This is a genomic window from Sulfobacillus thermosulfidooxidans DSM 9293, from assembly GCF_900176145.1.
GTDB lineage: Bacteria > Bacillota > Sulfobacillia > Sulfobacillales > Sulfobacillaceae > Sulfobacillus > Sulfobacillus thermosulfidooxidans.
Genome location: NZ_FWWY01000001.1, coordinates 267,195 through 281,027 on the forward strand (window position 1 = coordinate 267,195; position 13,833 = coordinate 281,027).

At 54.7% G+C, this 13,833-nt stretch carries 10 protein-coding genes; 5 read left to right on the top strand and 5 right to left on the bottom strand.

Annotated features, from left to right (window positions below; translation table 11 throughout):
• Positions 1–366: 366 nt before the first annotated feature.
• Positions 367–1,770 (bottom strand): MFS transporter, encoded by a 1,404-nt coding sequence (locus B8987_RS01545; protein ID WP_084660819.1) that lies wholly within the window; start codon positions 1,768–1,770, stop codon positions 367–369.
• On the bottom strand, positions 1,721–2,551 hold the full coding sequence (gene surE / locus B8987_RS01550) for a 5'/3'-nucleotidase SurE (protein WP_176213133.1): 831 nt from the start codon (positions 2,549–2,551) through the stop codon (positions 1,721–1,723). Before surE ends, B8987_RS01545 begins: the two co-directional genes overlap by 50 nt.
• A 468-nt stretch (positions 2,552–3,019) precedes the next feature.
• Here surE and B8987_RS01555 point away from each other — a divergent pair, with 468 nt between their 5' ends.
• The 5 genes from B8987_RS01555 (at position 3,020) to B8987_RS01575 (ending at position 8,275) form a co-directional block, all read left to right on the top strand.
• The gene (locus B8987_RS01555; RefSeq protein WP_084660821.1) at positions 3,020–3,670 is read left to right on the top strand and encodes a winged helix-turn-helix domain-containing protein; all 651 of its coding nucleotides are present in this window, start codon (positions 3,020–3,022) and stop codon (positions 3,668–3,670) included.
• A 769-nt stretch (positions 3,671–4,439) separates the two neighbouring features.
• Positions 4,440–5,171, top strand: a complete 732-nt coding sequence (locus tag B8987_RS01560) for a glycerophosphodiester phosphodiesterase (protein WP_176213134.1) — start codon at positions 4,440–4,442, stop codon at positions 5,169–5,171.
• Positions 5,165–6,106 carry a carbohydrate ABC transporter permease gene (locus B8987_RS01565; RefSeq protein WP_084660823.1) on the top strand — a complete coding sequence of 314 codons (942 nt, stop codon included), beginning with the start codon at positions 5,165–5,167 and terminating at the stop codon, positions 6,104–6,106. The genes B8987_RS01560 and B8987_RS01565 overlap by 7 nt, the downstream gene beginning before the upstream one ends.
• The gene (locus tag B8987_RS01570; RefSeq protein WP_084660824.1) at positions 6,103–6,930 is read left to right on the top strand and encodes a carbohydrate ABC transporter permease; all 828 of its coding nucleotides are present in this window, start codon (positions 6,103–6,105) and stop codon (positions 6,928–6,930) included. The genes B8987_RS01565 and B8987_RS01570 overlap by 4 nt, the downstream gene beginning before the upstream one ends.
• A 31-nt stretch (positions 6,931–6,961) precedes the next feature.
• A complete protein-coding gene (locus B8987_RS01575; RefSeq protein WP_139793449.1) occupies positions 6,962–8,275 on the top strand; it encodes an ABC transporter substrate-binding protein in 1,314 nt (437 codons plus the stop codon).
• 690 nt (positions 8,276–8,965) lie between these two features.
• Here the strand turns inward: B8987_RS01575 and B8987_RS01580 are convergent.
• From B8987_RS01580 to B8987_RS01590, 3 genes are all read right to left on the bottom strand, one after another.
• On the bottom strand, positions 8,966–9,373 hold the full coding sequence (locus tag B8987_RS01580; protein ID WP_084660825.1) for a hypothetical protein: 408 nt from the start codon (positions 9,371–9,373) through the stop codon (positions 8,966–8,968).
• Positions 9,374–10,000: 627 nt separating this feature from the next.
• Entirely contained in the window at positions 10,001–11,071 is a 1,071-nt protein-coding gene (locus tag B8987_RS01585) for a hypothetical protein (RefSeq protein ID WP_084660826.1), read from the bottom strand.
• Between the two features lie 69 nt (positions 11,072–11,140).
• Positions 11,141–13,681 (bottom strand): hypothetical protein, encoded by a 2,541-nt coding sequence (locus B8987_RS01590; protein WP_084660827.1) that lies wholly within the window; start codon positions 13,679–13,681, stop codon positions 11,141–11,143.
• Positions 13,682–13,833 lie beyond the last annotated feature (152 nt).

Sequence of the window (13,833 nt, forward strand, 5' to 3'; positions counted from 1 at the left end):
GGGGTGGGAGCCCGGACTCGTCCCCTGGATTTTGTATGGGTTTCTGCTGATTAACGCCATGGGTCTTTTCTGGCTGGTCCTGTATGAGTCCACGTGGCCCTTAGTCTTTCCGTTGGCGTGGTCCGGTATCTTAGGGCCATCCTGCTGCTCGGAGCCTGGTATTACGCAGCGCGGATGCGTCACCGCGTCCCGCCAGAGCGTGCCCACCAACTCGGCGTCGTCCACGATCCGACCTAATCTCTCCCATCGTGCAAGAAGCCCGGGCCCCGAGAATCTCTCGGCCCGGGCTTTTCTATGCCACCAACCTCGGCCTTGTAATCTGTCCGTCTCTTCAGCGCATTAACCGATGATAGAGGACGGAGCGACTTAAACGCTCGGCACGAGCGGCTCGACGCGAGAGCCGGATGACGACTCCAGATCGTGCGCCGTCTCTTCCAACGAGCGGCGACGGGTTTCCGGAATCCCAACGGCCGTCACGAGGGCGGCCAAGGCGGCCACGCCAGCCAGAAACCCAATCGCTCCCGACTCCCCCCAGCGATGAAAGAGCTCCGGAAAGACAAACGCACTTAAGGCAGCTCCCACCCGCCCCGAGGCCACGGTGATGCCTTGGACAATGCTCCGAATTTTGGTGGGTGCTAATTCGACGCCTAACATCCCGGCTGCCGAAATCGATCCCGGCCCCGCTTGGGACATCAGATTTTGCCCACCATAGAGTAGCAAACTAATGAGCGGAATCGCGGTCGCGCCGCCTTGATAGGCGCCAAAGGCGACCAAGCAGCCGGCAATGCCGAGAAAGCCGAGGACCTGTAACGGTTTGCGGCCCCATCGGTCAATGAGCAGAACACTAATCAGCGCTCCCGGGACCACAAAGCCAAATTCCATGAGTAACTGAAACAGCCCTGGGGATAAGCCTAACCCTTTGGCAATCAGCGACGGGCCAAATAAAATGCCAGAATACGCGACAATATCAAAGAGAAACCACAAGAACGCGGCCGTCGCAATCCGGCGACCATGCGTCGCCCAAAATGCCGCTAGAGGCCGTTGGTCAGGCCGCACGGCCCATTCTGTCGACAGGGACGTCCCTGTCGCCTGCTGAATCACCGTCCGCGCCTCCTCTGTATCCCCTTCGATCCGGGCCAAAAACCGGGCCGTTTCCGGCATTTTGCGGCGCAAAGCAATCACCGAGATGGCCGGGACCGCGCCAAATCCGAGAACCACCCGCCAAATAATATCCGGGGCCACATGCCACGCCATCAAGAGCAAATACAATCCGGCAGCCGTCGTAGCGCCGAGCCCCCACGTGAGACCAAACCCCATGGCCAGGGTTTTGCCGCGGTCTTTCGCATTCGCGTGTTCCGCCATAATCACGGGAGACAGCACATAATCCGCCCCGATGCCCACGCCCAGAATGAACCGCACTGCGATTAAGGCATCCACATTCGGAACCACCGCTTGGAGGACCGCCCCAATCGCCATAATCGTGACATCCAAGCCATAAAACGTTTTGCGGCCTTTGTTGCCCAAGACGCCAAAGAGCAGGGCCCCCAAGGCCGCCCCGATTAACGCGGAACCGGCCAGCAACGAACTTTGCCACTCCGTTAAGGATTTGACACCGAAGCTGGCCAATACGAGCGTCAGCACAATCCCCACGGACGACAAATCATAACCGTCCGTAAAAACCCCCATCCCCGTGGTCACCATGGAACGCCATTGAAAACGGTTAAACGCCATCCGATCCAACGGGGAAAACCCCTCTGATGCTTTTGCCATGATCGTGTTCGTCCTCCTCATATGATGACATCATAAGCGGCGCGTGCCAGCACTCCTCCGGGGCCCCTTGGTCGCCCACTGCGGGGTACGCCTGTAATGCGGTGACCGCGATGGTTCCCTGCTCGACACACTGGATATCCGTTGGTGCCGCGTCCTGTCCCGCACCCGACGACTGGTGGCGTCCCAAAAGCTGAACTCGTCCCGGTTCCGTTGCCGGAATCACCTCAGGCACGATCGGCGCGGGATCCAGCGACACCCAGCACCACACCGCCGCCGGAGCGGCCGGCAAATTAATATTCAGATACTGCCCCCGCCGCTGTGCGGCGGCCATAAGCCAACTATCCCCAAAGTGCAAGAGCATCCGGGTCAGCGTCTCCCACGATGCGCCCTCGGACGCCGAGAGGGCCAGCGCCGGAACTTGGTGCCAGGCGGCTTCGCGAGCTGCCGCGACCGTGCCCGACCCCAGGATTTGATGACCCACATTCCACCCGTGATTAATGCCTGACACGACCATCGCCGGCCGGGTCCCACAGGCCCCGGCCAACGCCAACCGCACACAATCCACGGGTGTCCCCGTCACCACATATCCCCAGGTATCCGTGTGAAACCGTTGCGTGTCCATCCGCACCGGCCCGAGCGTGACACTATGCCCCCGGCCACTGTGGTTCTGCGCCGGTACCACGACCATGACGTCGTGGCCCAGACCACGCAAACTGGTGATTAACACATCCAGCCCCATGGCACCAACCCCATCATCATTTGTCACTAATATGGGTCCCATCTCCTCCAACCTCCTGTTCAGACTCTGCGCCCGGACCGCAACCGATTTGTCGACCGGTCTTTTCACGCGACCTGACATGCGAAGTCCCGGCGGCTACCCCTCATCCAAAACAGGTCCGTGGCCAGTTCCAACGGTCGAGCACGCGTTGACGATAGCAAGATTCTATTGTGGCCCGGTAAAGAGTGGGTAAAAATCGTGCGAAGATTGTGTTAAGGCCTTACCGGTGTGTGGAAGTCGGCTCGCTAATTTGGGCAACACGGGGCCATTCCCCGGATTGCCGAATGCGCCGGCATCACCCCATCATTCGGTCCGGTTGTCATCCCTGAGGAGGGGAGCAATTCACGACGCGACATCACCCGATGACGACAACGCCAATCGTTTCTTAATCAATTTTTAACACGCCGCATCGCATAAATTTCATGCACCTGTGATGAAATACCCGTAACACCACTAGAAGGAGAGATCTGCATGCGCTGTGGCTACGTGAGTCCCGAACCCTTAAGTCACTATCTCCCCACGGCTCAGGCATTGGTCCCGATTCGGCGATTCGAAACAATCAATCAAATTCTTCATGCCCTCATCCATCATCAAATTACGTGTCTGGCCATCAATGTGCAGGGTCTCCCGGATACCGCAACCTTCAGTGCCGTGCTGGAGACAGCAGAGACGGAAGGCATCCCGATCCTGTTGCTAACGCACTATCTGCAATCGAAGATGTGGCAAATCACACCTGTCCAGTCGACGGCTCCGATGCTGTCCCAATTCACTCAATCCCCGACTCCTTCGTGCCTGACCCTGTGGCCCGTCGTGCGTCATCATCATCACCCCGTGGATCTAGCGCCACGAGCCATCGCCCTATTAAGCATTTTGGCCACCTACGCTGATCAGGTGCTTTCGTTATCCCAAATCAATGAGGAAGCGCAACACCGTGGCATCCCTCCCTGGACGGCCCAAAGTCTGCGCGTCACCGTACATCATCTCAATCATCACCTACGGCCTCTCCACATCGTGACACATCGGGGGTATGGCTATCGCTTTATCCCCTGTGCCGATGCGGTCCATGCGTCTAACGGTCATCGTGTCCCAAACGACGAGACCGCATCCACCCCATCTGTCTGACTACGAAGCCCACGCCTCATGCACGGTCCAGGCCCATTCCGACAGCTGGGACTGAGAGACCAGGAAGGCAATACTCAAGATCCCGCATTGGGTGCGTAATTCTGTCCAACTCGCGTAACAAACACCGCCGGGTATGGCGGTTTTTCGTTCATTTAACCGGAATACGCTTTCACTTGCTCCATGGCATTTCATCAATATGGTCCAGAATTCATTCCTCAACAGTGTCCTAACTTGCTGTTTAGCCCCGCAGCAACTGCAGATTGATTGTGACAGACGATCGGCTCCTTTTGGGGATTGGTTCCCTAACGCTCACGTCGGCCAATCAGGGGCCTGGTATTCGCGGCGTGGGACGGTGGATCCATTGTCCGTGATGTTTTCAGCAAACCGGCGATTCGCGGACATCGCTTACGCTGATGTTCAGAAGGTCTGAGTGGTGTGAACTCTGTCAATGACCTTCCCCAGCGGTAAGGAAACCGTCAAATTTTTAACCTGTCCACCACATCCCTCGGACCGTTTCAGCGTCCCGCGACTGTGCTCTTCAGTGTCTTGCGTCAAACCGTTAGACGCTTCTAGCTACCTGCAACGAACGCGATGTCCCATTGAGGGTTGCATAGAGATTGGAATCAGGAAGTGTATCGTTATGCGGGTATTTAATGCGTCATGTTTAAACTTAATCTTCCTGCAATCTTCACAATCTAATCGCATAGTCTTAATACCCAGTTGATACAGTGGGTGCGTCACACAAGCTCACGAGAAAGGAGATACCATTGTGGCGCATCATTGCTGGGTCTGGGGACACCGCGGATATCCCGCGTGTTATCCGGAAAACACGGCTGCCAGTTTTGCCGCGGCTATTGCTGGAGGAGTCAATGGCATTGAAACCGACCTACAGTTGACCGCGGACGGCGAGGTGGTGCTTTTTCACGACACGCACTTAGACCGCGTCACGAACCTTACCGGGATGGTGCGGGCGAAACGTTGGCCCGAACTGCAACAGGCCCGCGTTCGGCAGCCCAACGGGGCCTTATCGACCGAAGGCCTCCTGCGGTTGGACGATTTATTTCAGATGTTCGCCAACACCACCCAGTATTGTTTAGAACTGAAACCGTTAGATGATACCAGAAATACGCTGGTGAACCGGACGATCGAGATCATTCAACGAATGGGAATGACCTCCCAGATTATAGTGTCCTCCTTTGACGTCGCGTCTTTGCGACTCATGGCGACACACGTGCCCCGGATTCCCCGGGCCTTGGCTATCAATGCCTTCGCCGTCGACACCTGGCAACAGGCCGTTTCCGAATGCGCCCCCCAGTGGGTGCATCTCCACTATCAGGATTGGGAAGTTTGGCAATCCTTTGGAGACACCCGTATTCCGACGGCGTTGTGGGGCTTTACCTCACGCGATCAAGTCGCTCTCACGCTCAAACATCGATGGCCCGCGGCCCTCTTCGTGGATGATCCGCACTGGCCCTACAGTTCGAAGGTGTCCCTATGTTAAAAAAACACGCTATGCGCAACAGAACGTCATGGAGGAAAGTCTCTGCCCCCGCGGACCGCTTCCATCTCGAAAAGCATGCGACGCCCTGGCTCATGCTGGCGCCCGCTCTCCTCGGGCTGAGTGTTTTTGTGTTAATTCCGACGTTAGCGATTGTGGGATTGAGCTTTACGAACTGGAATTTGCTGACGCCTCACCCGCACTGGACCGGCCTTACGAACTACCGATCGGTGCTCACCTCGGTAGACTTCTGGAATGCCATGGAACATACAGCGCTCTATGCGGCCGCCGTGGCGATCGTCATTTTGCCAGCCAGTTTTGGACTGGCCTGGATTCTGAATGCTCCGCTTCGCGGGCGTCATGTGTACCGCATGATTGTCTTTCTCCCCTATGTGATGCCTTTAGCTGCTAGTGGCATTGTGTTCAGTGGCCTGCTGGCACCCTCAACCGGATTGATCAACATGCTGCTTGGCCGCATGCACATTGCTGGCCCCAATTGGTTGGGTTCCGTCCATTGGGCCTTAATCTCTGTCATTGCCGTCACCATTTGGGAATACCTCGGGTTTTACATGCTGCTCTTCCTCAGTGGCCTGCAGCAGCTGAACCCTGCACTCTCGGAAGCCGCCGCCATCGATGGGGCCGGAAGCTGGCGTCAATTCTGGCATATCATTTTACCCCAATTGATACCCACAATCGTTTTTGCTGGGGTAATGGTCGTGATCCAGACCTTTCAGGCCTTTGACCAAATCTATGTCATGACCGCTGGAGGGCCCGTCACGGCGACAACGACGTTGGTGTATTACATTTATGAACAAGGATTTCAATTTTTTAATGTCGGCCAAGCCTCTACCGCTTCGGTTTTGTTCGTCCTGCTCATCGGCGCGATTACGGTATTGCAGTGGCGCGGGATGCATCGGTGGGGAGGTGATGCCTCATGAACAACACTCACCACCGTTGGCTGTGGCATCTGCCCCTGATCCTCTTAAGCGCCATCATGGTGCTGCCTTTGTGGTGGATGATTGTCGCGGCTTTCGATCCCATGCACGCCTTAATGGGGGGGCATCTCGTGCTATGGCCAGTCACGTGGCATCTGCAAAACTTTGTGGCGGCCTGGCGCAGCCAGCCCTTTGGGCGTTATTACGTCAATTCCATCGCCACGACGATGGGCATTGTGACCTTGCAAATTCTCACTTCGTCATTAGCCGCCTACGCCTTGGCGTTTCTCACATTCCGCGGCAAACGCATGATTTGGGGGCTGGTTTTATTGGCCATGATGATTCCCGTGCAGGCCATCTTCATTCCCGACTACTTGATCTTGAGTCAATGGAATTGGATCAATACCTACCAAGCCTTAATTCTCCCCTTTGCGGCGTCCGCCTTTGGGATCTTTTGGCTACACCAAGCCTTTCGGACTGTGCCACGAGCCCTGGTGGAAGCCATGATAATGGATGGCGCTTCGCCGCTGACGATCCTGTGGCAATTGATTCTACCCAATACCCGCCCAGCCGTAATCACACTCGCAGTCCTTAACACGGTCTTTCACTACGGATATCTCTTCTGGCCGCTCCTCGTCACCAACACCGCCGCGTACCGCGTGTTGCCCTTAGGTCTATCCTATTTTGTGGCCCAGCAAAGCGGCTTCATGCAATGGAACCTGATGATGGCCGCGGTGTTGATGACGGTATTCCCCATGATCGTGTTGTTTGCTGTCGCCCAGCGCTATTTGCGAGCGGGCGTGATGCATTACGGAATACGCGGGTAGAACCCACTTTACGGAAAAAAGGAGATTACTGATGACAACCTTCGTAAAAACCACTGCCTTTGCGATGCTCTCCAGCACGCTACTCGCCGCCTGTGGCACCCCGACGGCGAGTGCTACTCACCCCAGTCAAGCCACCACAACCCACCACCCGACAACAGTTGTCTTCTGGTATGGCCTCGGCGGTGCCCTCGGTCACCAGGTGCAAACCATGGTCGCCGAGTTTAATCGCACCCATCCGTTGATTCACGTTGAAGCCGACTATGAAGGCAGTTATAGCGACAGTGGTCCGTTGCAACAGAAATTGCTCGCCGCCATCGTCGCCCATCATCCCCCTGACGTGGCCCAGATCGAAGTCCATTCCATGCCCGTATTTGCCGCTACGGGGGCACTAGCTCCCTTGAATCAATACATTAACCACTCGTCCATTGACGGCCCATCGCACTACTTGCCCGGCATGGCGGTCACCACCACGATTCATGGGACAATTTATGGCGTGCCCTTCAACCGAAGCGTCCCCCTGATCATTTATAACGCAACGTTGTTCAAAAACGCCGGCATTACCAAGCCGCCGGCCACGTGGCCTGAACTCATCCATGACGCTCGTCTGCTGACCCAACATGATGGCAGTCAAAGCGTTTACGGGTTTGCCCCGCTCGCGAATTGGTGGCCCTGGGAATCACAAGTGTGGTCAGCCGGTGGCCACATTATGAATCAATCCCTCACCCGGGCCACGTTCGACAGCCCTTCCGGAGAAAAGGTCACGACAGCCGTCGAAGCGCTTATCCACGCCGGGGATGCCGAAGCCTTTCCGGGATCGGAAGGATGGGATAATACGCTCACCGCATTTTACCAAGGCAAAGTCGCGATGATAGAAGATTCCTCGGGAGACCTCGGATATGATGCCCAACAAATTGGTCATAAGTTTGCGTGGGGTGCTGCCATGATGCCGAAAGATCCGGTCGAAGCGGTGCCTCCGGGAGGTGCCGATGCGATCATTTTCAAAAACGCGTCCAAACCAGTCGCTAACGCAGCCTGGACCTTTATTCAGTGGTGGACAGCGCCCGCCCAAACCATGGCATGGTCAGAAGCCACAGGATATCTCCCCGTGCAACAAGCCGTCTTATCCAATGCCACCTATCAGCGTTTTTTGGCCACGCATCCGCAGAATAAGGTGGCATTGGCCGAGTTAGCGTATCAAAAGCAACCCCCACAGTCCCCGCATTACTTGGCTCTGCTCCAATATGTGCAAGATGCCATGCAGTCGGCATACTTTACCAACACCTCCGTGTCCCAAGCCATGAAAATGGCCGCGCAACAAACCGATGCGGTCGTGTCGGGCCAGTAGTTCCCCTCTCGCCTTGATACGTTAATAAAGTGCCAAGGAGTGTTATTCTCCTTGGCACTTCTCATAAAATGCATTACTTCAACGGTCAACATAAGCGTGAGGGCACTGGGCGTAACAATGCCATGATGCCATCCTGGCATCCTCTCCTTCATTGGATTGACGACATGGCGAAACCATGCGTAAGCTGACGAGGCGATCTTTGCCGAGAGGATAATATTATCGCATCGACAGTGGATACCGCAGGCTTTGGATGATCGAACCTTAGCGGACGTTGAAGCGACGCGCCCTACATCCGCCAACGCATGTCTCTATTTCGGATGTCCATTTTATTGACATAGATCCAAGGATATGCCTCCGCAATGGCCAGAGAGCCGCCGAGATTACTCCCACCGGGAATAGGTGCAGTGTCTTGACCAAGAGAATCCCTTTACGTGGGTACTCGGGCTTGCGCTGGCGCGATTGTTATTATAGATTGCCGCGAACGTCAGGATGACAGACTGAGAGCCAATGCATGGCGCGTACCCAACGGTGCTTCTTGGAGGATTCGTTGGATCTTAGGGCAGGGTGTTAACCGATGGTCATACAATCGCAGCCGTGTCCCGCGGAATCTTAAAGCCTCCCATCATTCCGATGACCCTAACCAGTCCGACGCAGATATGAACTTCCCGAGATCTCCTCGCCTCCCTAACATTACCCCTCAATCTCCGTGCTTTCGATCATCGCGAAAATGTACGTCGCCAATTCTTTCGTGGTCCATTGCTGAACTGCTGCCGACGGCACATCCGCCAACAGAGCCTCAAATGTGGGGATCATATCCCGGGGATTGCGAAACACCGTAAAACACTGTCCCTGCAGTGGATTAGTGGGATTCTCAAAGGTGGTATAACGAAAAATCCAGTACGGTTCGTGGCCGATGACGTCCAGTAAATACGTTTCTGCCGAATACGGATCCAACACATTCTGATGGGTCACCAATTCTTGGTCTTTCATAATTTGGTAGAGTTCATGAAAAAATTCTTCCGTAAAAAGAGCATGGCCGACGGCCATGGCATCTACCTTATCAGACGCGAGAAAAGCCTTGAGGAATTTCTGATCCATACAGCGCGCCCTCTCTGTCGCTTTTTCTCGATGCATCTTCAATCAAGATTATTCTATCACAATATTGTGTCTTTTGTGCCGTGTAAAGCCCAAACGTATAATCCTGTAAAAGGTTGACGTGCCCCCGCAAGATTTAGGCGTGAAGTTAGGCCGGAGTCTTAGGAATCCATTACAAAAGGCGTGCGGCCTTGGTTCTTGTAAAGGCAGACGCAGGCTATGAATGATGAAATTTGACGCCATGGAGCTCGAAAAACAGTTGCAGACTCGGGGACGAACTTAATCTGGTGACCAAACGCCTTTTCTGGAAAAGCGGAACGGGGTTCGTCACAACTGAGCATCCGTTGCCGTGAAGACCTCTTCCAGAGATTTTAGTTCCTCGCCCACTTCGTCATGCAAAAACCTTGCCTGCTCTCTCTTTCCGACAAAATAGATACCCCCGATTCACTGTTGTGCCTAAATATACTTATATAGAATGAATTCGGACTTATTTTCCCAAGACTTTCCATAGATAACGGTTCACTATATTGGTCCCCAGCGCATAAATTACGGATACAGCAAACATTCGACAATGACATTCACGTCTCACACCTACGTTGTGCCGACTGTTTGGGCGCAAAATGATGAACCCTAATCGCTTATTGTCGCATGGCCATGCTTGGGATCAAATGGATTCAATAATACAGCCGACAAATCATCCACAACAACAAACGTCAGCGGTACATCCGAGACAAACGCCGCCGGTTCGACGCGACGGGTAATCATTAGGGGAAAGAAACGCCATGTCGACAATGGGGTTGGAACTTTGTGCTGAACTAAGTTCACAGCGGCGTGAGGATTCTCTCGGACCGCGGCCGCCTTGGCCATTAACTTCTCAATATAATGGTCGTCGTCCCAGAACTTCCTTACCCGTCGTTGGATGAGCCTTGGAGAAAAAGCCATCGAGACATCTTTTACTTCACACACCCAAATGCGCTCGTGCCTCTCATCGATGATTAGGAGGTCGATCTCTCCATGCAACAGCAACCCGAAGGTTCTCGCCTGTTCTGGTGTAATGTTGGGGCGGTAAGGAAGACAGATCGTGTCGACAATATCCGCAACCTCGCGTTCCAAACTGCGATTGCTAACCTGACGGAAACGATTCAGGGCGTTTGTTAGAGAATCCGGCGTCTCCCGTGCCGGTGCAGGCAGGCGACCCGCGCCCACGTATTCTGCGTAAATCTCTTGCGCACTGCGGATCAACCATGGAATTACTAACAGTTCGTCATCCATACGGATCAGCGGCCGAACCGCCACTCGATACGTCCGGCGTTCGATCTCCCACGCTGCGCACGACTCACCCCGTAGCCTCTCTGCGTCCACGCTTAAGCGATCGAGGGCCGCCTCAATTTCCATCGCCGGCACACCGGACCACTTAGCCGCTTCGTCGCGGAGTGCTCCCCATTGCACTCGCACAACAGCAGTGCCGCCATCCTTATTCCACGACACCGCGGTGCTCAGCACCGCAGCCAATCCATCGACTCCGGTCCCCCATGCCAACCGCATCTGTTCATCGACCTGGAACCATGACTGCGGGAGACTGGGAATCGAACGCGAAGATTGAAACGCCACCGTGGCCCAACGATGATGAGGAAATCCCTCGGGAATTTCGTCTTCACCCGTGAACGCTTCGCGCGTTCGCAATTGATCCGCCTTTTCCATTTGCCAATATGCTCTCCAGTCGATGGTGCGTCCAGACCCGGATTCCACTGGCGCAACATTCAGGGTGCGCTACGGTGTTACGTTAATTATCCATTCCGTCAACCCCTGATCGGCACTAGATAAAATGGTGCCAATCTTCAAAAACCAATTAAATACTGCACGACCATATCCCACGTCAAATCGATCCGGACGCATGACACCACATGTTTCACGCGCAACGAGGTATTCTAGCAAGACCTCAAGAGGCCGTGTGATTTCCGGCCCTTGGGGATTCCTGAGCGCCTCCTGACGCCATACCTCACTCCACGGAGCTCTCAGGGCCGCGCCTAATTGCTGACGCGCTCGCATGCGCTCCCCATGAGCAGCGTTGAGATATTTCGCGACGACGTCGATGGCGTACATGGACCAGTTAGTCAGGAGAGCTTGAATCCGACTTGCTAAAATTGTCAATACCATTCGAGCAATGTCGACCATAGCTGCACCATGATATGTTCCGGACTGAATGCCCGCTATTGCTAGCTCTTGAGCCAACATGTGATTCACGGCGGAAATCATGTCAGGCAGACTCTCTACGCCTTGAGACGAACTGTTCAGGGTACTTTCTTGAAGACCCATCATCGCAATCGGCGGCGACTCGTTCCATGCTTCGAGAAATGGCTGTTGAACAATATTGAGGTCGACTGACGAGATCAAATCTAGTCCCGCAAATAGTGCCTGGCCGACAGCCGCATGGGCTGTTTTCGGGTTCCGAATTAATTCCTTAATCCATGAAGAACTCAGTCGCAGGACAATCATAGACCTCGGCTGATTTCTGTCCACTGCGACGCCTACAGAACCAGGATGCTGGGTTGCCTGCTCATCATCAACAAATTCCACTACAATGATAACGGGATCCGTACTCGATTCCCTGAGTATCTGCGCAATGCGTGAATGACGAATACATGTTGCGAGAATTCCTTCGCTGACGCCAGTACAAAATGCCGGATCTAAATCCTCCCAACCCACCAGTTTGTGCTGGGGGACTACGACGACGATCGATGGGTTTGTGGCGATCATAACAGGGGTTCCCAACGGATCTACCAGCGTCGCCCGTTCCGGATCATCGAGGTGCGTCCATGCCCATTCACGGATCGGTGGGAACAATGCCTTATAGAGGGTCTCTTCGATAGGATCCCATGCTACTGCGCGCATCCACTGCTGATGGTCAGTGGGACTGACTAAGAGCGCCGTTTCCCAATAAACAGGATTCAAAACCCCAAACTCCAGCCAATGATGCCACGCGTCAAGAAGGCAAACGGCCATAAATCCCGCCTTCTTCTCATGGTCCGTGATCGCCATCAAGAACTCCCAAAGGAGGTCGTAATTTCGTCCCAACTGTTGGACATCCCGCACAATAGCGACAAAGTCGTACACGGACGCTTGAATAATCGAGCCATTCCTCCACCGTGACAACCTAAACGGCCCACCATACAAGAGGATGCGATAGACAGAAGCCGAGGGATCAAGGCGGCCATCCTCAATGGCTGAGGCGTCAAATTCCATCAACCCGTCGGTGACGGCGTGGACGGCCCTACTCAATGCATCGGGATCCAAGGCGGCAACGATGCCCATGGCGAAGACGTGCCGAGTTCCGGGAGCGACCACAGTAACAACAGCGCCGTCGTGATCGCACACGGGCATGTTGAGCACACGGCGGACGAATTCTTCGGTCTCAATTTGAATGCTACGTTGCGCCTCGCGTACGTCGCGCACCTCCAAGGCCAAATGTGCCATCGCAATGCCCACCGCATTTAGCACTTCTGCAGCAGGAATTGGGATTACGCCGAGACAACTGTCCACCGCGAGTACGGGACCCATCGACTGGGCCATGGGTTGCATGTCAAACCGCACCGAGGTCGCCTTCTGGCTAACCCATCCCCATGCCACCGCAGCGCGTTCGGGGTATGCACAACGATTGAGCCACTCGGTGGGAGCCGCTTGATGAATTACCCGGACCGTTTCGATCTCCTTAATCCCTGGACGTTGTATCCTGTCATGCGTCGCATTCCGAAGCGGCCAAACCTTTTCCAGTTGCGTTAGACGCCAATCACAGTACGACAACGCCGCCTCCAGGAGGTCAGTCGCGGCAAAACCCTTCGTCTCCAAGATAAAGCTATCGATCGCATGAGCCGTCGTTTGAACGACGCCGATTAGTGCCACCGCATTGGTCAGATTGCCCGGATGGATCCGATAACGACCACCGTTCACTGCCACGTGAACCGGCAACCGCGGATCAGCCGGTTCATAATCCTCGAAGACTCGGAGTTGGGGTATCGCCTTATGCACCGTAGACAGCAACACAGGCAAGTCCCCAAACGACGACGATACCTGGCCGTGCGGCGGGTTTATCATGGCACGATACCATAGGACTAAGAGAGCGGGTCGCTGTACCCCAAAGTCCGGTGAATCATAGGCCGCCGACAACATCGCACCCAGCGATGCAGCGTCGAATACTCGAAATGCATCATCAATAGATGACCAGTGCACTGAATCACTTTGAATATGGGGAAATAATCCTTGAAACTTCCGGCCTCCGCTCGTCGTATAGTGCCGTGTAAACCGCATTTTCATAATCTTCATCCCTTCGTCCATGCCATATACCGGGTTTGTGGCTTGCCGTTTACTTGTCCTCTCGGAGTGATTAGCTTGGACCGTCAATCCCGTCCATTGAAATCGGCCATTTGGAAGACATGGTGGGTAGAACTTTTTGTTCTACACCGCAA